The 24841-nt window shown below is 72.5% G+C and carries 21 protein-coding genes, 1 other RNA gene and 1 pseudogene; 8 read left to right on the forward strand and 15 right to left on the reverse strand.

Annotated elements, in window-relative coordinates; all coding sequences use genetic code 11:
• Window positions 1–985 (forward strand): thiamine pyrophosphate-dependent enzyme (locus H1A17_RS26820; protein ID WP_228544298.1); only part of this gene is annotated, 985 nt, incomplete at its 5' end.
• Window positions 986–1135: 150 nt separating this feature from the next.
• Here the strand turns inward: H1A17_RS26820 and H1A17_RS26825 are convergent.
• The 8 genes from H1A17_RS26825 to pruA all read right to left on the reverse strand — a co-directional run bounded on the left by H1A17_RS26825 (window position 1136) and on the right by pruA (window position 8960).
• Complete coding sequence (locus tag H1A17_RS26825; protein WP_194823177.1) at window positions 1136–2101, reverse strand: hypothetical protein; 966 nt, start codon at window positions 2099–2101, stop codon at window positions 1136–1138.
• Between the two features lie 443 nt (window positions 2102–2544).
• Window positions 2545–2920, reverse strand: a transfer-messenger RNA (tmRNA) gene (gene ssrA, locus H1A17_RS26830).
• A 105-nt stretch (window positions 2921–3025) separates the two neighbouring features.
• On the reverse strand, window positions 3026–3505 hold the full coding sequence (gene smpB / locus H1A17_RS26835) for an SsrA-binding protein SmpB (protein WP_067306250.1): 480 nt from the start codon (window positions 3503–3505) through the stop codon (window positions 3026–3028).
• A 160-nt stretch (window positions 3506–3665) separates the two neighbouring features.
• The gene (ftsX, locus tag H1A17_RS26840; RefSeq protein WP_088642978.1) at window positions 3666–4541 is read right to left on the reverse strand and encodes a permease-like cell division protein FtsX; all 876 of its coding nucleotides are present in this window, start codon (window positions 4539–4541) and stop codon (window positions 3666–3668) included.
• 70 nt (window positions 4542–4611) lie between these two features.
• On the reverse strand, window positions 4612–5292 hold the full coding sequence (ftsE, locus tag H1A17_RS26845) for a cell division ATP-binding protein FtsE (protein ID WP_088642977.1): 681 nt from the start codon (window positions 5290–5292) through the stop codon (window positions 4612–4614).
• 118 nt (window positions 5293–5410) lie between these two features.
• A complete protein-coding gene (gene prfB / locus H1A17_RS26850; RefSeq protein ID WP_088642976.1) occupies window positions 5411–6532 on the reverse strand; it encodes a peptide chain release factor 2 in 1122 nt (373 codons plus the stop codon).
• A 64-nt stretch (window positions 6533–6596) separates the two neighbouring features.
• Entirely contained in the window at window positions 6597–7112 is a 516-nt protein-coding gene (locus tag H1A17_RS26855; RefSeq protein WP_145918036.1) for a PadR family transcriptional regulator, read from the reverse strand.
• 219 nt (window positions 7113–7331) lie between these two features.
• Window positions 7332–8960, reverse strand: a complete 1629-nt coding sequence (gene pruA, locus H1A17_RS26860) for an L-glutamate gamma-semialdehyde dehydrogenase (RefSeq protein WP_194823178.1) — start codon at window positions 8958–8960, stop codon at window positions 7332–7334.
• A gap of 434 nt (window positions 8961–9394) precedes the next feature.
• On the opposite strand from pruA, the gene H1A17_RS26865 reads away from it, so the two are divergent.
• A complete protein-coding gene (locus tag H1A17_RS26865; protein ID WP_145918034.1) occupies window positions 9395–10381 on the forward strand; it encodes a hypothetical protein in 987 nt (328 codons plus the stop codon).
• Window positions 10382–10391: 10 nt separating this feature from the next.
• Here H1A17_RS26865 and H1A17_RS26870 read toward each other — a convergent pair whose 3' ends face one another.
• Window positions 10392–10901 (reverse strand): DUF6912 family protein, encoded by a 510-nt coding sequence (locus tag H1A17_RS26870; RefSeq protein WP_145918033.1) that lies wholly within the window; start codon window positions 10899–10901, stop codon window positions 10392–10394.
• A gap of 197 nt (window positions 10902–11098) precedes the next feature.
• Between H1A17_RS26870 and H1A17_RS26875 the strand changes: the two genes are divergently transcribed.
• Together H1A17_RS26875 and H1A17_RS26880 are read left to right on the forward strand one after the other, a co-directional pair.
• Window positions 11099–11326 carry a helix-turn-helix domain-containing protein gene (locus H1A17_RS26875; protein WP_067306191.1) on the forward strand — a complete coding sequence of 76 codons (228 nt, stop codon included), beginning with the start codon at window positions 11099–11101 and terminating at the stop codon, window positions 11324–11326.
• A gap of 102 nt (window positions 11327–11428) precedes the next feature.
• Window positions 11429–12010 (forward strand): Rv3235 family protein, encoded by a 582-nt coding sequence (locus H1A17_RS26880; RefSeq protein WP_194823179.1) that lies wholly within the window; start codon window positions 11429–11431, stop codon window positions 12008–12010.
• A gap of 201 nt (window positions 12011–12211) precedes the next feature.
• Here H1A17_RS26880 and secA read toward each other — a convergent pair whose 3' ends face one another.
• Window positions 12212–15139 (reverse strand): preprotein translocase subunit SecA, encoded by a 2928-nt coding sequence (secA, locus tag H1A17_RS26885; protein ID WP_145918031.1) that lies wholly within the window; start codon window positions 15137–15139, stop codon window positions 12212–12214.
• Window positions 15140–15309: 170 nt separating this feature from the next.
• Here secA and H1A17_RS35345 point away from each other — a divergent pair, with 170 nt between their 5' ends.
• Both H1A17_RS35345 and H1A17_RS26895 read left to right on the forward strand, forming a co-directional pair.
• Entirely contained in the window at window positions 15310–16464 is a 1155-nt protein-coding gene (locus H1A17_RS35345; RefSeq protein WP_145918030.1) for a GNAT family N-acetyltransferase, read from the forward strand.
• Window positions 16465–16498: 34 nt separating this feature from the next.
• Window positions 16499–17629: a GNAT family N-acetyltransferase gene (locus tag H1A17_RS26895; RefSeq protein WP_194823180.1), complete on the forward strand. Its 1131-nt coding sequence runs from the start codon at window positions 16499–16501 to the stop codon at window positions 17627–17629.
• A gap of 99 nt (window positions 17630–17728) precedes the next feature.
• Here H1A17_RS26895 and hpf read toward each other — a convergent pair whose 3' ends face one another.
• From hpf to mtrA, 5 genes are all read right to left on the reverse strand, one after another.
• Window positions 17729–18349 (reverse strand): ribosome hibernation-promoting factor, HPF/YfiA family, encoded by a 621-nt coding sequence (hpf, locus tag H1A17_RS26900; RefSeq protein WP_145918028.1) that lies wholly within the window; start codon window positions 18347–18349, stop codon window positions 17729–17731.
• A gap of 250 nt (window positions 18350–18599) precedes the next feature.
• A complete protein-coding gene (locus H1A17_RS26905) occupies window positions 18600–19307 on the reverse strand; it encodes a ComF family protein (RefSeq protein WP_145918027.1) in 708 nt (235 codons plus the stop codon).
• Window positions 19308–19314: 7 nt separating this feature from the next.
• Complete coding sequence (locus H1A17_RS26910) at window positions 19315–21141, reverse strand: LpqB family beta-propeller domain-containing protein (RefSeq protein WP_145918026.1); 1827 nt, start codon at window positions 21139–21141, stop codon at window positions 19315–19317.
• Window positions 21138–22829 carry an MtrAB system histidine kinase MtrB gene (mtrB, locus tag H1A17_RS26915; RefSeq protein WP_370517065.1) on the reverse strand — a complete coding sequence of 564 codons (1692 nt, stop codon included), beginning with the start codon at window positions 22827–22829 and terminating at the stop codon, window positions 21138–21140. Before mtrB ends, H1A17_RS26910 begins: the two co-directional genes overlap by 4 nt.
• Window positions 22830–22905: 76 nt before the next feature.
• Entirely contained in the window at window positions 22906–23595 is a 690-nt protein-coding gene (gene mtrA / locus H1A17_RS26920) for an MtrAB system response regulator MtrA (RefSeq protein ID WP_067306208.1), read from the reverse strand.
• 215 nt (window positions 23596–23810) lie between these two features.
• Here mtrA and H1A17_RS26925 point away from each other — a divergent pair, with 215 nt between their 5' ends.
• Both H1A17_RS26925 and H1A17_RS26930 read left to right on the forward strand, forming a co-directional pair.
• Window positions 23811–24656 carry a hypothetical protein gene (locus H1A17_RS26925; protein ID WP_194823181.1) on the forward strand — a complete coding sequence of 282 codons (846 nt, stop codon included), beginning with the start codon at window positions 23811–23813 and terminating at the stop codon, window positions 24654–24656.
• A pseudogene (locus tag H1A17_RS26930) lies at window positions 24653–24841 on the forward strand (DUF4129 domain-containing protein); the annotation flags it as partial. The gene H1A17_RS26925 and the pseudogene H1A17_RS26930, both read left to right, overlap by 4 nt.

A 24841-nucleotide genomic window follows, 5' to 3' on the forward strand; every position in this document is an offset into this window, starting at 1 on the left:
GACCGTAACAGTCACCCCGGCACCGTCTATGCCGGTGGCGGCGGCGGTGGCCGAGCGGCTCGCCGCGCCGGTCTGGTCCGCGCCGGCGCCGGAGCGGGCCGCCTTCCCGGAGCACCACCCGCACTACCGGGGGGTGCTGCCGTACGCGATCGCCCCGCTGGCCGAGAAGCTCACCGGGCACGACGTGGTGCTGGTGGTCGGCGCGCCGGTGTTCCGCTACTACCCGCACGTGCCCGGCGACCACCTGCCGCCCGGGGCCCGGCTGCTGCACGTCACCGACGACGCGGACGAGGCGGCGCGGGCCCCGGTGGGCGACAGCCTGCTCGGTGACGCCGGGCTGACCCTGGCCGCGCTGCTGGACCTGCTGCCGGCGGCCGACCGGCCGACGCCGCCGCCCCGCCCGACGCCGGAACCGCCCGGCACCGGCGACCCGCCCGACGCGGACGCGCTCTTCGCCGCGCTGGCCGCCTGCTGGCCCGCCGACGGGGTGCTGGTGCAGGAGTCACCGTCCAACCTCGCGGCGCTGCGGCGTCGGCTCCCGGTGACCCGCCCGGCGTCGTACTTCACCATGGCCAGCGGCGGGCTCGGCTACGGGCTGCCCGCCGCCGTGGGCATCGCCCTCGCCGAGCGGGACACCGGGCGGGGCCGGCCGGTGGTCGCGGTGATCGGGGACGGCTCCTTCCACTACTCCGTACAGGCATTGTGGACCGCCGCGCGGCTGCGGCTGCCGGTGGTCGTCCTGGTCCCGGTGAACCAGCAGTACGCCATCCTCAAGGCGTTCGCCGAGCTGAAGTCCACCCCGGGGGTGCCCGGCCTGGACCTGCCGGGCCTGGACCTCACCGCCATCGCCCGGGGCTACGGCTGCGCCACCCGGGTCGTCGACGCGCTGCCCGACCTGGCCGACGCGCTCACCGAGGCACTACGCGCCGACGTCCCCACCGTGCTCCCCACCCCGATCAGCACCACCATCCCCACCCTCCTCTGATCCCCCGCCACCCTCCGCCCCCGCCCCGCTCACCCGCGTTGATCAAGAGGTTTACGTCATCCTGAGCGGGCGATGTGACGCGAACTTCTTGATCAACACGGGCGGGAGACGTCCGAACGGGGAGTCCGGATGCGAGGACGGTCGGGCGTGTCAGTGGGTGGTGAGGGTGAGCACCCGGCCGGTGGCGACGTCGAGCACCGGGCGTTTGCCGAGCGGGGCCGCCAACGTCACGGTGACCGGCTTGAGCACCGCCAGGTCGATGCACTCCCCGGCGCCCCGGGCCACCCCGCCGCCGACCACCACCACGTCGCCGCTCTCCCGCACCAGGGCGGTGGGCCCGCTGTCGCAGGCACCCATGCCGACCGTGTACGTCAGCCGGGCGCCGTCGACCCGTCGGAGCTGGTCGGCACCGGCCACCCCGGCCGGCAGGGGCCGGTTCGGGGTGGCGGGCCCCGGGGCGGCGGTGACCGCCCGGGGCGCCACCGCCAGGCGGGCCACCGGGCTGGTCAGCTCCGCCACGGTGAAGATCCAGGCGGGTACGGCGGCGACCCCCCGGCTGGTACGCACCTCGGCGGTGCCCAGGGTGGCCCCGGTGACCGTGAGCGGGATGCAGGCCGCCTGGGTGGAGACGGGATCGTCCGGCCGGGCGCCGACGGTGGGTTCGGGGGTCCGTGGTCCCCGGGGTCGCCCCTCGCACGGCGGCGGGTCCCCCTGGTCGAGCTGCCGGTACGCCTCGGCGGCGCTGATCAGGGGAACGGTCAGGGCGCCGTCGGGGAACCGGATCGCCCCGTCGGCGGGTACGTCGGTCGGCAGCGCGATCTGGTCCCGGTACCAGCCGGCGCGGAAGGCCGCCTCGGTGCCGGCGTCGAAGCCGGGTTGGCCGGTGAGCACCGTGGCGTCCTGCAACGGCAGGTACCCGCTCGACCACTCGGGGCCGGGCCGCCACGCCCCGGCGACCTCGGCGGCGCGCTCGTCGAACGCCTCCCGCTGCCGCCCCGGATCACCCCCGACCGCCCCACCGTCCCCCGCCCCACCGGGCACAGACCCGGCTGCCGCACACCCACCCACCGCCACCAGGAGCCCCAACCCCCATGCCAGCCCTACGATTCGCCGCATCCCCCTGAGACGCCCACCCGCCCCCTCCCGGTTCCCTCCCTCCCAGCAACTGGCCCCGCCCGTCCCACCCGGACCCGCCCCGTTGATCAGGACCATGCGCCCGGGCCCGGCCCCGTTGATCAAGAGGTTTGCGTCAAGTTGATCTCCAACCTTGACGCAAACCTCTTGATCAACGAGGCGAGGCGGGGCGAAGCGACGCGGGGCGAGGCGGGGCGAAGCGACGCGGGGCGAGGCGGGGCGAAGCGACGCGGGGCGAGGCGGGGCGAAGCGACGCGCGGGGCGAAGCGAAGCGAGGCGGGGCGAGGCGGGGCGGGGCGGATCAAGGCGGAGCGGAACAGCGGGGCGGACGAGGCCAGGCCGGGGGTGGACCAGGGGAGGCGGGACGGCCGGGAGGGGGAACAGTGATGCGCCCCGGTCCTTGGGGACCGGGGCGCATATCGAGGTGGTGGAGGTGCCGGGAATCGAACCCGGGTCCTTCGCCGGTTTGTCAGGGCTTCTCCGAGCGCAGCTCGCTATGCCTCTACTCGGCCCCACCGCTCACGCGAGCAAGTTGGTGTGACGGGCCCAGTCGCTGATTGATCTCGCCGCACGGACCCCGCGACCGGGTCCGATTGGCCAGCCTTCTAGCTGATGCCGGCTAACTGGGTCGAAGGCGCTCCCAGGCCGACAGACTTGCTACTCGCCTCAGGCGGCGAGAGCGAAGTCAGCGCGATTGTTCTTGGCGCTTATTGGTTTCCGACGACCGATTCTCGAGACGACGTCGGCTTCCTCGGCTCGCTTCCCCTGTCGCTGCGTACGAAGTCGAAACCAGTCACCCCCTCGACGGGCCGCCGGTTGTGGCGGCACTGACCAGACTAACGCCTGCCGCAACGGGTTTCATCCCGAGCCCCGGGCCGGCGCGCCGACCTGGACAAACGGGATGAATCAGTCGTCCATCCCCTTGCCGCGCCGACCCGACACCCGGGCGATCTCCCGGTCGGCGTCCCGCTTGGCGAGGTCCTGCCGCTTGTCGTACGACTTCTTGCCCTTGGCCAGGGCGATCTCCACCTTGGCCCAGCCGTCGGAGAAGTAGACCTGCAACGGGACCATGGTCAGGCCACCCTCGCGGGTCTTGCCGATCAACTTGTCGATCTCCAGCCGCTTGAGCAGCAGCTTGCGGGTACGCCGGGGCTCGTGGTTGGTCCAGGTGCCCTGGGTGTACTCCGGGATGTGCATGCCGTGCAGGAACAGCTCGCCGTCACGTTCCTGGGCGAACGCGTCGACCAGCGAGGCCCGGCCGGCGCGCAGCGACTTGACCTCGGTGCCGGTCAACGCCATGCCCGCCTCGTACGTGTCGAGGATGGCGTAGTCGTGGCGGGCCTTCCGATTGGAGGCGACCACCTTGCGACCCTTTTCCCGTGGCATCCGGCGCCACCCCCCTTCCACTACGCGCACCGACCACCCGGCCGGTGAGCGGGGATCATGCTACCCGAACGACAAGGACCCTCCCGCGCCGTTTCTTCCCGGCCCGGGAGGGTCCCCACGGAGAGCCCTGCGGTGAACAGACCCGCAGGTGGAAGCGTGACTAGACCCGCAGGTAGAAGCGGAGCGTGACCCAGGCGGTGGCGGCGCTGATCAGGCCACCGACGCCGGCCATCAGCGGGAACATCAGGAAGATGTCCGACCACTGGACGGGCGAGAGCAGCCCCTCCAGCGCCTTCAACGAGCCGCTGAACAGCAGTTGCTTCGCCCCGATCAGCGCGATCAGGCCCAGCACCGAGCCGATCAGGCCGGCGACCACCGCCTCCAGCACGAACGGCGCCTGGATGAACCAGTTCGACGCGCCGACCAGCTTCATGACCGCGACCTCACGCCGCTTGCTGTACGCGGCCACCTGGATGGTGTTCGCGACGAGCAGCAGCGCGGCGATCGCCATCACCACGGCGGCGGCCAGCGCGATGTTCTGGATCGCGGTGAGCACGTTGAAGATCTTGTCCAGCAGCCGGCTCTGGTCGACGATCACGTCGACGCCCTCGGTGCCCTGGTACTGGTCGTAGATGTTCTTGTACTGCTCCGGGTTGACCAGCTTCAGCCGGAACGACTCGGGGAGCAGGTCCGGCTTCACGGCGTTCACCAGGTCGGGCGCGTCCTGGTACATCTCCTTGAAGGTCTTGTACGCCTCGTCCTTGTTGACGTAGAGGACCTCCTTGACCAGGGGGTCGCTCTTCAGCTTGGCGTCGAGGTCGGTGCGCTGCTGCTCGGTGACGTCGGTCTTCAGGAAGATCGAGACTTCGACGTTCTTGTAGTAGAGGTCCTTCATGTCGCCGACCTGCTTGTACATCAGGCCACTGGCGCCGAGCATGGTCAGCGAGACCGCCATCGTGATGATCATCGCGACGGTCATGGTGACGTTGCGCCACAGTCCGACCAGTACCTCGGACAGGACGTACTTCATCCGCATCGGGTGTTCCTCCGGCTCTCCGGCGTGAGGTGTTCGTCGTCAGGTCGTACGGCAGGGGTGGAGCGCCGGCTCACCCGTAGACGCCGCGGGCCTGGTCGCGCACGATGCGGCCGCTTTCGATCTCGACGACGCGACGGCGCATCTGGTTCACGATGTTGGAGTCGTGTGTGACCATCACGACGGTCGTGCCGGTGCGGTTGATCCGGTCCAGCAGGCGCATGATCTCGATCGAGGTGTCCGGGTCCAGGTTTCCGGTCGGCTCGTCCGCCAGCAGGATCAGCGGACGGTTCACGAACGCCCGCGCCACCGCGACCCGCTGCTGCTCGCCACCGGAGAGCTCGTGCGGGTACCGGTGCTCCTTGCCACCGAGACCGACCAGCTCCAACACCTCGGGCACGACCCGGCGGGCCACCGCCTTGGTCTTGCCGATCACCTCCAGGGCGAACGCCACGTTCTCGTAGGCGGTGCGGTTCGGCAGCAGCCGGAAGTCCTGGAAGACGCAGCCGATGGACCGCCGGAAGTGGGGTCGCTTCCAGGAGCGCATCGACGTGACGTCCTTGCCGTTGACGATGACCCGGCCCTTGTTGGGGGCGACCTCGTGCAGCAGCATCTTGATGATCGTGGACTTGCCGGAGCCGGATGGCCCGATGAAGAAGACGAACTCGCCCTTCTCGATCGAGACGGACACGTTGTCGAGCGAAGGCCGGGACGCCTTCGGGTACGTCTTCGTCACTTGCTCAAGCTGAATCACGGGTGGTGAGTCTACGCGGTGTAACCGCAGAGCCAAGTGGCACGCCCCGCCGATGCGGGGCGCGTCATCGATTCGCCCGGTCAACCCGGGATCGACGACGCGCCCCGTTCACGATCGATCACGCAGCGTCGTTGGCGAGCTGCTGCTGCTTGCGCCAGCGGATACCGGCTTCGATGAAGCTGTCCAGCTCACCGTCGAAGACCGAGGACGGATTGCCGGTCTCCTGCTCGGTTCGCAGATCCTTCACCATCTGATAAGGATGCAGGACGTACGAGCGCATCTGGTCGCCCCAGGAGCTGGTGCTGCCGGTCTTCAGGCCGGCCAGCTTCGCCTCCTCCTCCTGCCGCTTGCGCTCCAGCAGCCGGGACTGGAGCACCCGCATCGCGGAGGCCTTGTTCTGGAGCTGGGACTTCTCGTTCTGGCAGGTCACCACGATGCCGGTGGGGATGTGGGTGAGCCGCACCGCCGAGTCGGTGGTGTTGACGCTCTGCCCACCCGGCCCGGAGGACCGGTAGACGTCCACCCGGACCTCGTTCTCCGGGATGTCGATGTGGTCGGTCTGCTCGGTGACCGGCAGCACCTCCACCCCGGCGAAGCTGGTCTGCCGGCGGCCCTGGTTGTCGAACGGGCTGATCCGGACCAGCCGGTGGGTGCCCGACTCGACGCTGAGCGTGCCGTAGGCGTACGGCACCTTGACGGTGAAGGTGGCGGACTTGAGGCCGGCCTCCTCGGCGTACGAGGTCTCGTAGACCTCCGTCGGGTAGCCGTGCCGCTCGGCCCAACGCAGGTACATCCGCAGCAGCATCTCGGCGAAGTCGGCCGCGTCCACCCCGCCGGCGCCCGCCCGGATGGCGACCAGCGCCTCCCGGGAGTCGTACTCGCCGGAGAGCAGGGTGCGGACCTCCATCTCCTGGATGGCCTTGGTCAGCGTGGCGATCTCGGACTCGACCTCGCCCAGCGCCCCGGAGTCGGCCTCGTCCTCGGCCAACTCCAGCAGCACCCGGGCGTCGTCGAGCCCGGACCGCAGGCTGCCCAGCTTGCTGATCTCGCCGTTCACGTACGACAACTGCGAGGTCACCTGCTGTGCCTTGGCCTGGTCGTCCCAGAGATCCGGCGCGGACGCCTGCTCCTCCAGCCGGGCCTTCTCCTCCCGCAGACGGTCGAGGTCGAGCACCGACTCGATGTTGCGCAGGGTCGCGTCGAGTTCCTTGAGCTGTTCGGCGTAATCGGCAGCGGTCACGACAGACAAGCGTACTGTGCGTGCGGCGGTCCGCTCACATCACACCACCTACCAGGGCGGATGATCAGCCGACCGGGGCGGTCTTGAGCCAGGACAGCGCGGCCTTGTGGTAGGCGACGGCGAACTCCAGCGCGCTGGCGTCGTACTCGTCGCCCTCCTTCTTGGCGGTCTTGACCTGTTCGCGCACGTAGGCGAGGGCCTCGGTGTGGTACTCGTTCGCCGAGGTGTAGAGGTTCTTGAGCTGGCTGGCCGAGTGCAGGTTGCCGAACGCGATGCGCAGGGCGATCGGGTTGCGGATGGTGTCCCGACCGGGATTCTCCGCCAGCCAGCGGGAGAAGGTCCGCTTGCCGGCCGCGGTTATCGCGTAGGGTTGACTCATCCGCGGCCCGGGCTTGCCCAGCCGCACGAAACCACGCTCAGCCAGCACCGGCAACTCACGGTAGACCTGGCTGCGTGTCATCGACCAGTACGGCGCCAGTCGGCGCTCAGCGGCGGCCATCAGTTGGCCACCTGTCATCGGCCCCTCGTGCAACAGACCCAGCAGGGCCGCCGCGGTGGGGTTGACTCCGGAATCCGCCATGCCGTCTAAGCTGCCACTTTGCCGTCCCGGCGTCCAGGATTTCCGGATTTGCCACCCGGGAGGATTTCCAATGTGCACTGTCGGCCGACGACAGTGCTCCCAGGACCACCCCGACCGCCGCCCCGGACCCGACCGCCGGAGGCGTGCCGGCCCGTCGCCGGGTCGGGCGGGGCCGGCCGGCGGGGACGTCGTCGCACGCCACCGCCGGCCGTCGCCGGTTCAGCCCATGTGCGGGTACGTGTGGTCGGTCGGCGGCACGAACGTCTCCTTGATGGTCCGGGGCGACATCCAGCGGACCAGGTTGTGCCACGAGCCGGCCTTGTCGTTGGTGCCGCTGGCCCGCGCGCCGCCGAACGGCTGCTGCCCGACCACCGCCCCGGTCGGCTTGTCGTTGACGTAGAAGTTGCCGGCCGCGTACCGCATCCGCTCGGCCACCGTGTCGATCACCCGGCGGTCGGTGGCGAAGACCGACCCGGTCAGCGCGTACGGCGCGATCGACTCGGCCTGGGCGACCACGTCGTCGAACCGGGCGTCGTCGAAGACGTGCACGCCGAGGATCGGCCCGAAGTACTCGGTGGTGAACGTCTCGTGGGCCGGGTCGGCGCACTCGAACAGGGTCGGTCGGACGAACCACCCGACCGAGTCGTCGGCGGTGCCGCCGGCCAGCACCCGGCAGCTGTCGTCCCCGGCGATCAGCTCCAGCGCGGCGGTGTGCCGGTCGAACGCGCGGGCGTCGATCACCGCGCCGCCGAAGTTGCCGAAATCGGTCACGTCGCCGTAGGTCAACGCGTCGGCGGTGGCGGCCAGCCGGTCGCGCAGTCCGCCCTCCCACAGCGACCGGGGCACGTACGCCCGCGAGGCCGCCGAGCACTTCTGACCCTGGTACTCGTAGGCGCCCCGGATCAGCGCGGTGTGCAGGGCGTCGACGTCGGCGCTGGTGTGCGCGACGACGAAGTCCTTGCCGCCGGTCTCGCCGACCAGCCGGGGGTAGCCCCGGTAGGAGGCGATGTTCTCGCCGACCGTGCGCCACAGCTGCTGGAAGACCTTGGTGGAGCCGGTGAAGTGGATGCCGGCCAGGTCCGGGTCGGCGAGCACCACGTCGGAGACCTCCTCGCCCCGCCCGGTGACCATGTTGATCACGCCGGGGGGCAGGCCGGCCGCCTCGAACAGCCGCATGGTGAAGTGCGCCGCGAACTGCTGGGTGGGGCCCGGCTTCCAGACCACGGTGTTGCCGAGCAGGGCCGGCGCGGACGGCAGGTTGCCGGCGATCGCGGTGAAGTTGAACGGGGTCACCGCGTAGACGAAGCCCTCCAGCGGGCGGTGGTCGAACCGGTTCCACACCCCCGGCGACGAGTTCGGCTGGGCCGCCAGCAACTCCCGGGCGAAGTGCACGTTGAACCGGAGGAAGTCGATGAACTCGCAGGCCGCGTCGATCTCGGCCTGGACGGCGGTCTTGGACTGGCCGAGCATGGTGGCCGCGTTGAGGGTGTCCCGCCACGGGCCGGCCAGCAGTTCGGCGGCGCGCAGGAAGACCGCGGCCCGCTCCTCGAACGGCAGCGCCCGCCACATCGGCGCGGCGTCCTTGGCGGCCCGTACGGCGGCGCGGGCGTCGTCGTGGGTGGCGTGACCGGTGACCCCGAGGAGGTGCGCGTGCCGGTGCGGCTGGACCACGTCGATCGGGTCGCCGCCGGCCATCCGCTGCTCGCCGGCGATGGTCATCGGCAGGTCGATCCGGTCGGCGGCCAGCTCGGTCAGCCTCCGCTGGAGCCGCTCGGCGTCGGCGCTGCCCGGCTCGTAGGTGCGTACCGGCTCGTTGCGCGGCTCGGGTACGGAGAACACGGCGTCCATCACAGGCTCCTGGGCGATCTCGACAGCGGCGGCGAAATCGGACCCGCAGGCACCGACCGGACGGCCGGACGCCGGACACCGCGCGGGGAAGCTGTTCGCGGCGGCGGGACCTCCGGCGATTCTCCCACGCCCGGCTCGCGGGGCTCACGCCCCGCCCGCCCCATACCGTGGATCACGAGGCGGACACCCCCAGTCCGGTGACGATTCCCCACCGAAAGCACGATCCGGACGAAGAAAGGCAGGAGGACCGACCCGGTCTGCCGCCGCCGGCACGCCCCGGCGACGGCACCGGGTGTACCGCGTCCCGGGCCGGCCGGGAGCCCTCCACGCCCAGCCCGGGACGGTCCGGCCCGTCCGCGTACGCTGGTTCGCGCGAGTTCGCGAGGGAGAGGCCCGTCCCGGTGCCGGGGTGGCGCGGTGTCGAAGGGGAGACGATGAGCAACCAGCCCGGCAGCTCGACGGCCGAGTCCATCGACCGGTCGCCGGAGCAGCCGGCCGGGCGCACCGGGTACGCCCCGGGCACGCCCGTGCTGGCGGTGCTGGCCCTCGGCTGGCTGGCGGCGATGCTCTGGTCCACCCGGGAGGCGATCCACTCGGCGGCGGTCGGCCTCACCGCGATCACGCTGTCCGCGTTCGCCCTGCCCGGGGTGATCTCCGCCGCCCTGGTCGCCGGGGCGGCCGTCGCGCTGGCCGCGAGCGAGCTGGCCGCCCGCCGGCTCGGCGACCGGGCCGCGCTGCGCTTCGCCGCGGCGATTGGGGCCGGCATGCTGGTCGGGCTGGGCACCGCGCTGGCGATCAACCTGACGTACGCCGACAACGCCACCACCAACACCATCGCCGGCACCAGCGCGGCGGCGGCCATCATCGGCGGGGCGCTCGCCGGGGCGCGTACCCCGGCCCCGGTCGGCGCGGTGGTCACCGCCGCCCTCGGCACGCTGCTGTTCGTGGTGCTGTTCAGCCAGGCCCGGGACCCGCTGTTCGACCTGTTCGGCGCCGGCGACTCCCAGGCGTCGCTGGTCGGCGCCGCGAAGTGGGTATCCCGCACCGAGTCGCTGCTCGGCGGGCTGGTGGCCGGGCTGCTCGCCTTCGGCTACCTCACCTGGGCCCGTCGCCGGGCCGTCCGGCACGCCCCCGACGCCACGGCCCCGCGCTGGCCCGCCTACCTGCTCGCCGGGGCCGGGCCCGGCCTGCTCCTGCTGCTCACCGAGGTGATCATCCGGATCGGCGGGCGGACCCTGCTGGATCTGGCGGGCGCGCTGAGCGAGGCGGACGCGGTGGCCCAGACCAGCATGGGCACCTCGCGGATCGACAACGGCATCTGGGTGCTCTTCGTGGGCGCGTTGACCACCGTCGTCCTGTTCGGCCGCACCCTCGGCCCGGCCCCGCGCGACGACGACCCGGAGCACCCCGCCGGGGACTGACCCGGCCCGGTCAGGACGCGGTACGCAGCAGCAGTTCCCACTCGGACGGGTCGTACCACTCCAGCTCGTGGTCCTCGACACCGTCGACCGTGAACTGGGCGTCCGGGTCACCGGCGAGCGCCTCGACCACCACGTCCACGGCGGCGGCCACGTCCCCGACCGCCTCGGTGCCGTCCACGTGCAGCGCGGCCACCGCCGACGCCGGCAGCGGCCCGTCGAGGTCCACCCCGCTGGAGCCCAGTTCGCCGTCACCCCGGCCGACGGCCCCGGCGGGCAGGTCCACCGACACCACCACCCGGCGGCGGGGCGCGTCGGCGTCCTCCCGGAGCAGTTGCAGGGCGTCCTGGGCGGCCCGGGTGAAGGCGACGTACTCCAACTCCTCCTCGTCGCCCTCGGCGTACCACTCGCGCAGCCCGGGGGTGACCGCGTGGCCGCCGCTGGCCGGCAGCCCCCGCTCCCGCAGCAGGGCCAGCATCGGCACGGTCGCCGGTACGTACACCCGGACCAGCTCGTCGCCCACCGTCGTCTCCCCTGGTCGTCTCCGCTCACCGGGACGGCGGGTGGCCGCCCCGAACGCCGATCATGCCGTACGTCCAGACCGTCATACACCGCGCACCGCCCCGGGGGAAGCCGCCGCACCCGTCGGACGCGCGGTGCTGGGCGGGAAAGGCTGTCGGTGGCAAACTGGGCCGAACGACGCCAAGCCGAGGGGTTTCCGTGGAGCCGAGGTTTCTCCTGCTCTCCGACGTGGCCGCCGAGCTGAACGTGTCGGACTCGCAGGTCTACCACATGGTACGCAGCGGCGAGCTGCCCGCCATCAAGATCGGCGGACGGGGACAGTGGCGGGTGGAGCGGGCCCGGCTGGAGGAGTACATCCAGCTCAAGTACGCCGAGACAGCCGAGTGGGTACGCGGCAACCCGCTCACCGACCGCGACCCGGAGTGACCGGACCATACCGCTGAGCCATTGACCCCGGGCGTTGCCGTGCCCGACAATCGACGCTGTCGGAAGCAAACGAAGGCAAACGCAAACAATGAGGGGGCAGCGATGGCCGACTCCCGCCGTCCGGGGCCGACCCGGCCGCCGATCCGGTTACGCCCAGCCCCCGTCGCCGACCCGCCCTACGTCGACGAGGTGCCGGATCTCTGGCCCCGGCCACCCGGACAGCTCGCCCTCGACCTGTTCGGCACGGGCCGGTCCGCCGTCGGCCGACCGACCGGCCGTCGGCCCGATCCCCGGCCCCGACCCGGGCACCCGGCCGCCCCGCCCCTGCCGCCGCCCGCCACCACCACCCCCGAGGCGACCCGGGCCGCCCACCGGTTCGTCGGCACCTGCCTGGAGATCCTCAACGGCTACCGGCCACCCGGCCAGATCCGGGCCCTGGTCGAGCCGGGGCGCACCGTCGAGGTGACCGAGCAGCTCGCCCGCGCCGCCGCCCGCACCCCGCCGGTCCGCCGACGCTCCACCCGGCCCGCCGTCCACCTGCGCCGGCTGCGGGTGTGCCAGCCGCGCCCGGCGGCGGTCGAGGTGGCCGCCGTGGTCACCGGCGGCGGCCGGAGCTGGGCGATGGCCCTGCGCCTCGAACACCACCGCGGCACCTGGCTCTGCACCACCCTCCAGGTCATCTGACCCGCCCCGACCCGACGCCCCCACCCGGGTGGGCCGCCCGGCCGTGTTGATCAAGAGGTTTGCGTCATTCTTGAAGATCGAACTGGCGGAAACCTCTTGATCACCGGGCGAGGGCGGGCGGGGACGGGAGGCGGAACGGGAACGGGGACGCCCTCCCGCTCGACAGAGCGGGAGGGCGTCCCCGGATCAGGCCGGAATGGGTCAGGCGCCGCCGTTGGGGGCGCCGTGGCAGCGCTTGTACTTGCGGCCGGAGCCGCACGGGCAGGGGGCGTTGCGGGACGGGCCACCCTCGGCCGCCCGGTCGACCGGGCCGGTGTTCCGCCGGGCGGTGCTGGCCGCGGCGGCCTGACCGCTCGCCCCGGCGGCAGCCGGCCGACGCGACCCGCCGGCGGCGGGTCGGGCCTGCGACGGAGCCTGCGGCTGCCCACCCCCGATGCCGAGCGCCGGCGCGGACGGCTCGGGCTCGGGCCGCTCCACGGCCACCGCACCCGCGCCCGCCTCACCGTCGATCGTGGGAGCGGAGTATTGCAGCCCCTGCTGCTGCGGCGCCCGGTTGAGGCCCTTGGCCCGGATCTCGACCGGCTTCTCCAGCAGCTGGACCTCCTCGGCCTCCGGCTCCGGCTCCTGGACCTGCACCTCCAGGTTGTAGAGGAAGCCGACCGTCTCCTCCTTGATGCCCTCCATCATGGTGGCGAACATGTCGAAGCCCTCGCGCTGGTACTCGATGACCGGGTCGCGCTGGGCGTACGCCCGCAGGCTGATGCCCTCCTGGAGGTAGTCCATCTCGTAGAGGTGCTCACGCCACTTGCGGTCGATGACCTGGAGCAGCACCATCCGCTCCAACTGGCGGGTGGCCTCCTCGCCGAGGCTCTCCTCCCGCCGGTCGTACGCGGCGTTCGCGTCCTCCCGGAGGCGGGCGAGCAGGAAGTCCTGGTCGAGGCCGGCCCGGGAGCCGACCTCCTCCTCCAGCTCCTCGACGGTGACACCCACCGGGTAGAGCTGCTTGAGGCTGGCCCAGAGCTGGTCGAGATCCCAGTCCTCGGCGTAACCGTCGCTGGTGGCACCCACCACGTACGCGCCCACGGTGTCGTCGATCATGTTGCGGACCTGGTCGGAGAGGTCCTCGCCGTTGAGCACCCGCAGCCGCTCGGCGTAGATCACTTGGCGCTGCTTGTTGAGCACCTCGTCGTACTTGAGGACGTTCTTGCGGATCTCGGCGTTCTGGCCCTCGATCTGGGCCTGGGCGTTCTTGATCTGCCGGGTGACCATCTTCGACTCGATGGGCACGTCCTCGGGGATGTTGAACCGCTCCATCACCGCCTCGACCGCGCCGGCCCGGAACCGCTTCATCAGCTCGTCCTGGAGCGAGAGGTAGAACCGGGACTCGCCCGGGTCACCCTGCCGGCCGGCCCGACCGCGCAGCTGGTTGTCGATCCGGCGGGACTCGTGCCGCTCGGTGCCGAGCACGTAGAGCCCACCGGCGGCGGCGACCTCCTCGGCCTCCGCCTCGCACGCCTGCTTCCAGGTGGGCAGGACCTCCTCCATCGCCTTGGCGTACTCCTCCTCCTGCTCGGCCGGGTCGAGGCCGCGCTGGCGCAGCTCGCTGGCGGCGAGGAACTCGGCGTTGCCGCCGAGCAGGATGTCGGTGCCCCGGCCGGCCATGTTGGTGGCGACGGTGACCGCGCCCTTGCGGCCGGCCTGGGCGACGATCTCGGCCTCACGGGCGTGGAACTTCGCGTTCAGCACGGAGTGCGGGATGCCCCGGCGGCGCAGCAGCGTGGACAGGATCTCGGAGTTCTCCACCGAGACCGTGCCGACCAGCACCGGCTGGCCGGCCTGGTGCCGCTCGGCGATGTCCTCGATGACCGCGTTGAACTTGGCCTTCTCGGTCTTGTAGATGACGTCGGCGCGGTCCTCGCGGACCATCGGCCGGTGCGTCGGGATGGTCACCACGCCGACCTTGTAGACCTTGTTGAACTCGCCCGCCTCGGTCTGGGCCGTACCGGTCATGCCGGAGAGCTTCTCGTAGAGGCGGAAGTAGTTCTGGAGGGTGATGGTGGCCAGGGTCTGGTTCTCCTGCTTGATCTCCACCCCCTCCTTGGCCTCGATCGCCTGGTGCATGCCCTCGTTGTAGCGGCGGCCGTGCAGGATGCGGCCGGTGAACTCGTCGACGATCAGGACCTCGCCGTCGCTGACGATGTAGTCCTTGTCGCGCTTGTAGAGCTCCTTGGCCTTGATCGCGTTGTTGAGGTAGCCGACCAGCGGGGTGTTCACCGACTCGTAGAGGTTGTCGATGCCGAGCCGGTCCTCCACCTTGGCCACGCCGCGCTCGGTGACCGCGATGGTGCGCTTGGCGTAGTCGACCTCGTAGTCGCCCTCGCCGTCCTTGCCGGCCTGGAGCCGGCCCACCACGGCGGCGAACTCGCCGTACCAGCGGGCGGAGTGCTCGGCGGGGCCGGAGATGATCAGCGGGGTGCGCGCCTCGTCGATCAGGATCGAGTCGACCTCGTCGACCACGGCGAAGTTGTGCCCGCGCTGGACCAGCTCGTCGCGGGACCAGGCCATGTTGTCGCGCAGGTAGTCGAAGCCGAACTCGTTGTTGGTGCCGTAGGTGATGTCGCACTCGTACGCGGCGCGGTGCTCGGCGGCCGGCCGGTTGGGCAGCACCACGCCGACGGTCAGGCCGAGGAACTCGTGCACCTGACCCATCCAGGCGGCGTCGCGCTGGGCCAGGTAGTCGTTGACCGTGACCACGTGCACGCCCTTGCCGGACAGCGCGTTGAGGTAGACGGCCATGACCGAGGTCAGCGTCTTGCCCTCACCGGTCTTCATCTCGGCGATGTTGCCGAAGTGCAGCGCCGCGCCACCCATCACCTGGACGTCGTACGGCCGCTGGCCGAGCACCCGGGCGGCCGCCTCGCGCACCGTGGCGAACGCCTCGGGCAGCAGGTCGTCGAGGGTCTCACCGTCGGCGAGCCGCTCCCGGTACTGGTCGGTCAGTGACCGCAGCTCGTCGTCGGTGAGGTTGACGTAGTCGTCCTCGATCGAGTTGACGGCGGCGGCGATGGCCTTCAGCCGGCGCACCATGCGGCCCTCGCCCGCGCGGAGGACCTTTTCCAGAATCGACACGGATCAACGCTCCCCTAGACAGTCTCGAACCATCGTAGGCGCTCAGTCGGCGCGATGGTCACTGGTGGCGGCGGTCCGACCCGACCAAACCGACATAACGCTCGGCTCAACCCGCCGCCCGGCGGTTATCCGGTTACGCCCACCGCGAACGATCCGGCACGATGACTCGGATGGAGCCTGTGGAGATCATCGAGGACGGCCTACTGCTGCGTCCGTGGCTCGCCTCGGACGCGGACGACGTGCACCGGGCTTGCCAGGACCCGGACATCCAGCGCTGGACCACCGTACCGCGTCCGTACCGGCCTGAACACGCCCACGGCTTCGTCACCGAGGTGAGCGCCCGCGCCTGGGCCGACGGCAGCGGGGCGCCGTTCGCGGTCTGCGACGCCGCCACCGGCGAGCTGCTCGGTTCCTGCGGCCTGGTCGCGATCGACCGGGACGTCGAGACCGGCGAGATCGGCTACTGGACCGCCCCCTGGGCCCGGGGCCGGGGGGTCACCGTACGGGCCACCCGGGCGGTCGCCCGCTGGGCCTTCGACACGTCGCCGCTGCGTCGGCTGATCTGGCAGGCGGAGGTCGGCAACCACTTCTCCCGGCTGGTCGCCCTGCGGGCCGGCTTCCAGATCTCCGGTGAGCTGCGGCTCGCCCGACCCGCCGGGGACGGCCGGGTCGAGGGCTGGATCGGTTCGATGCTGCCCGGGGAGGTGCCGGCCGTCGGGGCGGACGGGCCGGCCGGGCCGGGCACCCTGGACGCCCGGCGGGCCGCCGTGTTCGGCCGGCCGCAGCCCGTCCTGTTCGCCACCGCCGGTGCCGTCGAACTCCGGCTGCGGCCGATGGAGGAACGGGACCTGGACGGGGTGGTCGCCACCTGCCAGGACCCGGACACCGTCCGGTGGACCAGCGTGCCGCACCCCTACCAGCGCACCGACGCCGAGGGCTACCTGGCCTACGGCGGGCTGGCCTGGGCGCGGGGCAGCAGCGCGTGCTTCGTGCTGGCCGACCCGGACGACGCCTTCGCCGGCACCGTCGACCTGCGGCTGAACCCCGTCGACCCGCTGCTGGCCGAGGTCGGCTTCATGACCGCGCCGCACGCCCGGGGCCGGGGCTGGATGCCGGCCGCGCTCGGCGCGCTCGCCGCCTGGGGCGTCACCGGCCTCCACCTGGCCCGGGTCGAGTGGAAGGCCCACGTCGGCAACACCGCCTCCCGGCGGGCCGCCGAGAAGGCCGGCTTCACCGTCGAGGGCACCCTGCGGGGCGGGGTGCCGCAGCGGGGTCAACGCGTCGACGCCTGGGTCGGCGCGCTGCTCGCCGACGACCTGACGTGACGCCGCGGACCATCGGGCCCGGCGAGGATCCGACGTGACCCCTGAGGTCGTCGAGGCCGGCCCGGTGCGGCTGCGACCGTACCGGCCCGACGACGCCGACGACCTCGCCGCCGGCTGCGCCGACCCGGTGAACCTCCGGTTCAACCCGACGATGCCGCAGCCCTACACGCCCGCCGACGCACACCGGTGGATCGGGGAGGGCGCCCCGGCGGTGTGGCGGGCCGGCGGGGCCGCGTACGCGATCGTCGACGCGGCCAGCGACCGGCTTGTCGGTGGCGTCGGCCTCAGCCAGGTGGTGCCGGGGCGGGGGCAGGCGGAGCTGGGCTACTGGGTGTCGCCCGGTTCCCGGCGGCGGGGTGTCGCCACCGTCGCCACCCGGGCCCTGGCGGCTGCCGCGTTCCGGGCCGGGCTGATCCGGCTGGAGCTGCTCATCCAGGCCGAGAATCCGGCCAGCCAGCGGGTCGCGGTGGCCGCCGGCTTCCACCCCGAGGGGGTACGCCGGTCCGCCGGCCTGGACCGCGACGGCAGCCCGTACGACCTGCTCGCCTGGGTACGCCTCGCCGGCGACCCACCCGGCCCGGCCCGGCGTACGCTGCCGGACCTGCCCGACGGCCGGCTCTCCGACACGGTGGTGACGTTGCGCCGGCTCGCCCCGGCCGACGCGGGGACGTCGTACCGGCTGCACAGCCGCCCCGAGGTGGTGGCGACCCGGGTCCGTCCGGTCGCCCCGACGAGGGCGGACATCGCGCGGCGCTGCGCCGTCGCCGAGAGCGAGTGGCTGACCGGCCAGGCGGCCGACTTCGCGCTGTGCGACGCGGCGAGCGGCACGGTGGTCGGCGGTTGCGTTCTGATCCACGACGAGCCGGCCACCGGCCAGGCGATGATCGGCTACAGCCTGCTGCCCGAGGCACGGGGGCGGGGGCTGGCCACCCGGGCGGTCCGGCTGCTGGCCGGCTGGGCGTGCGGGCCGGTGGGCCTGGCCCGCCTCTGGGCCGGCACGGCCACCTGGAACACCGCCTCGCAGCGGGTGCTGGAGCGGGCGGGATTTCACCGGGAGGGCGTGCTGCGCGCCCGGTTCCCCGCCCCGACCCACGGCGGCCCCCGCCCCGACACCGTTCTCTGGTCCCTCCTCCCCACCGACCTCCACCCCCGCCCGCCACGGTGATCAAGAGGTTCGCGTCAACTGGATCTCCAAAGTTGACGCGAACCTCTTGATCGACACCGCCAGGCGGGCCGGGCGGGGGTGGGAGAGAAGGGTTGGGGGTCAGGTGTCGAGGGAGATGATGCCGTAGTCGTAGGCGTGGCGACGGTAGACGACGCTGGGGCGGCCGGACTCCTTGTCGTGGAACAGGTAGAAGTCGTGGCCGACGAGTTCCATCTGGAACAGGGCGTCGTCGACGGTCATCGGGTCGGCCGGGTGCACCTTGGCCCGCGCGATGTGCCAGGGCTGGTCGTCGTGCTCCTCCGGACGCTCCTCGACGGCGGTGGCCGTGCCACCGGCGGACACGCCCGCATCGTCCAGCCCGGCCACCGGCAGACCGGCGGTGGCGGCGGCGACGGAGATCGGCGCGTGCCGACCCCGGTGTACGCGGCGGCGGTCGGCCGCCCGGCGCAGTCGGGTGTCCAGCTTGGCGATCGCGGCGTCCAGCGCGCTGTAGAAGTCGTTCGTGCAGGCCTCGGCCCGGATCACCGGGCCCCGGGAGACGCAGGTGATCTCCACTCGCTGGCAGGTGTCGGACTGCCGGGGATTGCGTTCGTGGAACAGCTCCACATCGACCCGGATGAGCTTGTGATCGTAGCGTTCGATTTTCGCGAGTTTCTCGGCTACGTGTACCCGGTAATGGTCCGGCACTTCGACGTTTCGACCCTTGACCACGATGTCCACGTGACCTCCCTTTTCCGGATGGTCGGCTGATCTTCGAATCCGGCCGCGCGACCTCGGGAGGGCCCCTGGGAGCGTCGACCGGTCAGGTACGGCTACGCCTCCTTCCATCGTCGGGGGCGGGTGGGAAACCTTCCTACCCCCGACACGAAAACGCTAACTCCTGTACGGCTGACAGTCACCCCCGGTTGCGGGAAACCCTCAGAGAATTAACAGCAACCAACACCATGGGGTGAAACAGAAACACGAAGCGTCACCAATGCCGCCGTTTTTGCGTTGCACCCAGCACGGCCGCTCCGTATGGCGTCATTCCCGCCGCGCGCAAAGTCCGACTCACCGCCGCCAGGGTCGCCCCGGTGGTCAGGATGTCGTCCAGCACCACCACCGCCCGGCCACCGGCACCCCGCCCGGCCCAGCCGGCCCGCAGCCGGAACGCCGACTCCGCCGCCGCGGCCCGCCCCGCCCGGTCCAGCTCCACCGAATCCGGCCGGGGCAACGCCCGCACCGGCACCGCCGTCCGCACGTCCCAGCCGGCCCGCCGCAACCGGGCCGCCGCGTGCCGGGCCAACCGGGTCAGGTGGTCGCCGTAGCGCTCCCGGGCCGCCGCCGCCCGGTCCGGCACCGGCACCAGCAGCACCGGCCGGGCCTCGCCCACCGAGGCCGCCACCACCTCCGCCAGCAACCCGCCCAACGGCCGGGCCAGCCCGTGCCGACCCCGTTCCTTGTACGCCAGCAGCGCCTCCCGCAGCGGCCCCGCGTACGGGCCGAGGGCGTGGCACGGGGGCAGGTCGGGCGGGGCCGGGGTGGGGCGCGCCGGCACCGGGCGCAGCGCGGCGAGCCGGCGTACGCACTGCGGGCAGCAGCCCTGACGCAGGCGCCCGTCCCGCCGGCCGCACCCCGCACACCCGGTCGGGAAGACCAGATCGGTCAGGTCGGCCCAGAGCCCGCCCACGTCCCGCACCGCCGGCTCAGAACAGGAAGAACGGCGCGGTCGGACTGCCGGCCCGGCCACCGGCGGACGGGGGCGGCACGTCCAGCACCTGCTCGCTCCGGATCGTCTCGGCCGACGACGAGCGGTAGCGGTAGGCGACCCCGTTGGCCTCGTACATCATCATCACCGTCGGCAGCACGTACGTCGGGTTGGCCGGGTACACCGACAGATGGGTCACCCGGGCGCCCACGTCGGTGACCAGGGCGGTCTGCAACGCACCGTCCACGCCCACCTCGTACACGGCGGAACGGTTGGTGGAGCCGGCCACGGCCAGGGTGTTCTCCTGCGCCCAGTCCACCGCCGACAGATCGGTCAGGGTGGTGGCGACCTGCCGTACCGGCCCGAGCGAAACCACCCCGCCGTCGAGGCTCGCCGCGCTGAGACAGAGCCGACCGCCGACGATCAACGCGATCCGGTGCCCGTCCAGCGAGGCGGCCACCGCGCTGACCGGACCCGCCACGCCCACCGGCACCGGCACCATCCGGGCCCGGTCGTCGAACCGGTAGAGCCGCCCGTCGGCCACCACCAGCCCGTACGGCTGGGCCGCGCCGAGCGGGCGCAGCCAGACCGGCCGGCCGATCGCCGCGAAGGTCTGCGCCCCCGGGGTCAGCACCTGCACCGGGGCCACCCCCGAGCCGGTGACCAGCCGCTGCCGGCCGCCCGGGGCGGTGGTGACCAGGGCGGCGAGGGTCTTCTCCTCGGCGGCCCGCCGCACGGCGGCCGAGACGACGTCGTGGTTGTCCTCGGTGCGGATCGGCACGGTGCCGATCGCCTCGGCCTCGAAGGCGAGCGGGTGGATCGCCCCGGCGTAGACGGTGAACCGCTGCGGCCCCTCGGTGAGCGGGTAGACCGGGTTGGCGAGGCGGTGCACGGCGAGGTCGTCGATGGTCACCCGGGACTGGTTGCGGGTGGTGAGCTGGAGCGGCCCGTCCAGGTCGGACAGCGACCAGGCCAACTGGATGCCGAGCTTCTCCAGCTTGCGCCGGTCGTCGCCGGGCAGGTCGAGGTTGACCTCCCACCGGCCGTCGGTCTTGACCGCGTTGTTGATCAGGGCGGTGCGGTCCGGCAGGCCGCTCACCCCCTGCCGCAGCCACTCCGACGGCCCGGCGATCAGCCACTTGACCGCCTCGCTGACCAGCCGCTCGGACGGCACGGCGAGCGGCAGGTAGCGCTGGTCGGCGACCAGCCGGGTGGCGTCGGAGTTCCAGAAGTAGACCGTACGGGTCTGGTAGTACTGCCGCAGGGACAGCGTGTCCAGCAGCAGCACGCTGGGCGGATCGGTGACGTAGTAGCCGCCGTCGGCGGTGCCCTCCTGGCCCGGTTCGGCGGAGCCGCGCAGCGAGAACTGGTATTCCGTGTCGGTCACCACCGGCGGGCCGAGCACCCCGTTGGCCCGCAGCACCCCCACCTGCTGCACCGGCACCCGTACGGTGAGCAGCCCACTGGCGTTCTCGGTGATCACCGGCTTCTCGGTCAGCTGGACCACGTTGATCGCGACCTCGCTGCCCTGCTTCTCGGCGAGCCGGTTGCGGTCCTCCCGGGCGATGAACTGCTTGACCCGGGCGTACGCCCGCTCGGGCTCGCCGGCCGCGGCGGCCAGGAAGTTGCGGACGAACAGCTCCCGGTCGACGCCGCTGGCCGTCCGGGTGGGGGGCTCGCCCCGACCGAAGCTGGACGCGCCCGCCGACACGGCCGGCCCGGAGCCGTCGACCTGCACGTCGGTGTGGTCGGGGATGCCGCAGCCGGCGACGGCGGCCAGCAGCCCGGCGCAGAGCAGCCCGGCCAGGGCCCGCAGCCGGCTCACGACCGGGCCTGGGCGCGCTCGTCGGTGCCGGCGGGCCCGGGGCCGATGGCCAGCACACCCCCGCCGGCCGGACCTATGGCCAGCAGGTCGCCGTCGCGGGGGCCGCCGAAGGGCAGGGTGGCGTCGGCGGGCACCAGCCGCAGCGGTGAGGTGGTGAGCCGGTCCCCGGAGCGGACCGGCAGGGTGAGCCGGAACTGGGCCCCCTGCCCGGGTGCGCCCCACGCCTCCAGCCAGCCGCCGTGCAGCCGGGCGTCCTCCAGGCTGATCGACAGGCCCAGCCCCGTACCGCCGGTCTGCCGGGCCCGCGACGGGTCGGCCCGCCAGAACCGGTTGAAGACCAGCTTCTCCTCGCCCGGCTTGAGCCCGACACCGTGGTCGCGGACGGTGACCGCGACGGCGGTCCGGTCGACGCCGAGGGTGATCACCACCGGCTTCGCCTCGCCGTGCTCCACCGCGTTGCCGACCAGGTTGCGCAGCACCCGCTCGACCCGGCGCGGGTCCACCTCGGCGATCACCGGCGTGGTCGGCACGGCCAGCTCGATGGTGACGCCGACCCGTTCGGCCAGCCCGGCGAGGCGGTCGGCGACCCGGTGCACCACCGGCACCAGGTCGGTCGGCTCGGAGTCGAGCATGGCGAAGCCGGCGTCGAAACGGCTGATCTCCAGCAGGTCGGTGAGCAGTTCCTCGAACCGGTCCAGCTCCGCCTGGAGCAGCTCGGCGCTACGCGCCACCGCCGGATCGAACTCGTCGCGCTCGGCGAAGATCAGGTCGGCGGCCATCCGGACGGTGGTCAGCGGGGTCCGCAGCTCGTGCGACACGTCGGAGGTGAACCGGCGTTGCAGACGGGACATCTCCTCCAGGCGGAGGATCTGCCGTTGCAGGTTGGTCGCCATCTGGTTGAACGAGGCGGCGAGCAGGGCGAGGTCGTCCTCGCCGTCGACCACCATCCGCTGGTCGAGCAGGCCGGCGGAGAGCCGTTGGGCGGTGCGCGCGGCGACCCGGACCGGGGTCACCACCAGCCGGGTGACCAGGGCGGCGAGCAGGCCCAGCAGCAGCACCAGGGCCACCCCGGTGGCCAGCACGGTGGCCCGTGCGTCGGCGGCGGTGGCGTCCTGGCGGTTGAGCGGGACGAGGTAGTACAGCTCCAGTTGGCCGAAGCGGGTCGGCACCGGGGAGCCGTAGACCAGGTATTTCGTCCGCTCGCCGGTGAGTCGTCCGGTGCGGATCTGGTGGGCCACCTTGCCGTCGGCGACGGCGGCCCGCAGCTCCCGGCTGACCAGCGGGCGGACGTCCATCGCCGGTGAGGTGCGGGTCTCGATGATGCCGGCGTAGTTGTCGGCGGTGATCGCGACCACCACCCCGCTGGTCTGCTGCGGGTCGCCCCCGGCCAGGTAGTTGACCGTGCCCTCGATGGTGTCCTGGAGCTGCGCCTCCTGCGGCTGGCTGTAGAGGAAGAACTGCTTGGCCGAGTAGTCGCTGCCGTTGCGCAGCCGCAGCAGCACGTCGGTCTCTGCGTTGTCGAGCAGGATGTTGGTGATCTTGTCAGCGATCAGGTACGCGAAGCCGCCGACCAGCAGGCTGGACACCACCAGGGTGATGGTCACCACCCGGACCTGCAACGACCGTCGCCAGGTCTGGCGCAGGCCGGCGGTCACCCGCAGCGCGCGCCCCACCAGCACGCGCCGCAGCGCCCGCGCGGCGGGACGCCAGCCGGCGGTGTGCTCGGGGGTGGGGTCGGGTGCACTGGTCACGGTGCAGCCCAGGCTATCCGGTACCCGCCTTGTAGCCCACGCCCCGCACGGTCAGGATGATTTCCGGCCGCTCCGGGTCCGGCTCGATCTTGGCGCGCAGCCGCTGCACGTGCACGTTGACCAGCCGGGTGTCCGCCGCGTGCCGGTAGCCCCAGACCTGCTCCAGCAGGACCTCCCGGGTGAAGACCTGACGCGGCTTGCGGGCGAGCGCGACCAGCAGGTCGAACTCCAGCGGCGTCAGCTTCACCTCCTCGCCGTCGCGGCTGACGGTGTGCGCCGGCACGTCGATGGTGATCTGGTTGCCGGGCGGGCCGATGGTCAGCATCTCCGGCGCGACGTCCTCGCCCCGGCGCAACCGGGCCCGCATCCGGGCCACCAACTCCTTGGGCTTGAACGGCTTGACCACGTAGTCGTCGGCGCCGGACTCCAGGCCGAGCACCACGTCGACGGTGTCGCTCTTTGCGGTCAGCATGACGATCGGCACGCCCGACTCGCCGCGGATCGCCCGCGCCACGTCGATACCGCTCATTCCGGGCAGCATCAGGTCGAGCAGCACGATGTCGGGGCGACTGTCCCGGAACGCGGCCAGCGCCCGTTCCCCGTCGGCGACGAAGGAGGGCAGGAAACCCTCGCTGCGCAGGACGATGCCGAGCATCTCGGCGAGCGCGGGGTCGTCGTCGACCACCAGTACCCGGGCTCTCATGGGGTTTATGTTTCCATCCCCGTTCAGTTGGTGGGATCGGCGTCTGGATGGCACGGTACTGCCGGGAGAGGTACCGCCGCACGCCCCACGCGCGATATCTCCCCCGATGACCGCATCGCGTGGGCCGCCCGGCGGATCCACCCGGCCGGCCGTGCCGTGTCACCATGATCCCCGGGCAGGTCGCCGCCCGCCAGCCACCATCCGCAGGAGTACGCGTGCCCGACGTCGGCCCGACCGCCGTGCTCCCCCGGCGTCCGCTCACCGTCGGCGAACTGCTCGACTCGGCCGTCCTGCTGCTGCGCAGCCAGGGCCGGGTGCTGATCCCGCTGGGCGTCCTGCTCGCCGCCGGTGAACAACTGCTGCTGTACCCGCTGCGCCGGCTCGCCGACGCGCTGCCCCCGGTGTGGTGGAGCGACAGCGGGGCGTTCCCGCTGTGGTGGCAACTGCTCGCGGTGGGCGCCGCCGCCGAGGCGGTGATCGTCCTGCTGCTCGGCAACCCGGCCGCGCGGGCGGCCGGCGCGGCGCTGCTCGGTCGCCGGGCCGGGGTGACGGAACTGCTCCGCCCGGCCGGTGCCCGCTGGGGCGTCACCCTGCTGCTCGCCCCGGCGGTGGGCCTGCTGATGCTGATCGCGGCGCTGCTCGGCCCGGCCTGGCTGGTCGGCTACGGGCTGCTCGGCTCGGTCGCCGCGGCGGTGGTGCTGGACCGGGTGCCCGGCGTGTCGGCGGTGCCCCGGGCGCTCCGCGTCGCGGTACGCGGCCGGGCCGCCGCCGTCCGGCTGCTCGGCTACCTCGGCTGGTGGGTGCTGCGGGTCGGGCTGGCCCTCGGCCTCTTCTTCGGCGTCGAGTCGCTGCACCTGGTCGACCTGGCCGACCCGGCGGTGCGGGTCGCCGCCACCATGCTCGCCTTCGGCGCGGTGAACAGCGTCGCCTACCCCGCCCTGGCCTGCCTGGACGCGGTGATCCACCTGGACGCCCGGATGCGCACCGAGGGCCTGGACATCCAGCTCGCCCGTACCCCCGCCGGGCTCGTCGCGGCCGGCCTGCCGGCGGTCGACCGGTGAGCCGGTGGTGGACGGAGGCCGTCGCCGCGCTCGGCGACGTGCTGCCGCTGCCGCTGGTGGCGCTGCTGGTGGTGCTGCTGGCCGGGGTGGTCGCGCTCGCCTGGTACCACTTCCCGGCCTGGGTGCCCCGCCGGCTGCCCCGGCTGCGGCTGCCCCGCCTCCGGTTGCCCCGGTGGCGGCTGCCC

Source organism: Micromonospora sp. S-DT3-3-22, from assembly GCF_015354745.1.
Taxonomy (GTDB): domain Bacteria; phylum Actinomycetota; class Actinomycetes; order Mycobacteriales; family Micromonosporaceae; genus Micromonospora; species Micromonospora wenchangensis.

Excerpts from the sequence above, each read along its gene's own strand:
- H1A17_RS26825 (WP_194823177.1), bottom strand. The coding sequence starts at position 2,101 with ATGCGGCGAATCGTAGGGCTGGCATGGGGGTTGGGGCTCCTGGTGGCG.
- smpB (WP_067306250.1), bottom strand. The coding sequence starts at position 3,505 with ATGCCACGGGAAAAGGGTCGCAAGGTGGTCGCCTCCAATCGGAAGGCC.
- ftsX (WP_088642978.1), bottom strand. The coding sequence starts at position 4,541 with ATGCGGATGAAGTACGTCCTGTCCGAGGTACTGGTCGGACTGTGGCGC.
- H1A17_RS26855 (WP_145918036.1), bottom strand. The coding sequence starts at position 7,112 with ATGGCGGATTCCGGAGTCAACCCCACCGCGGCGGCCCTGCTGGGTCTG.
- pruA (WP_194823178.1), bottom strand. The coding sequence starts at position 8,960 with ATGGACGCCGTGTTCTCCGTACCCGAGCCGCGCAACGAGCCGGTACGC.
- H1A17_RS26865 (WP_145918034.1), top strand. The coding sequence starts at position 9,395 with ATGAGCAACCAGCCCGGCAGCTCGACGGCCGAGTCCATCGACCGGTCG.
- H1A17_RS26880 (WP_194823179.1), top strand. The coding sequence starts at position 11,429 with ATGGCCGACTCCCGCCGTCCGGGGCCGACCCGGCCGCCGATCCGGTTA.
- H1A17_RS35345 (WP_145918030.1), top strand. The coding sequence starts at position 15,310 with ATGGAGCCTGTGGAGATCATCGAGGACGGCCTACTGCTGCGTCCGTGG.
- mtrA (WP_067306208.1), bottom strand. The coding sequence starts at position 23,595 with ATGAGAGCCCGGGTACTGGTGGTCGACGACGACCCCGCGCTCGCCGAG.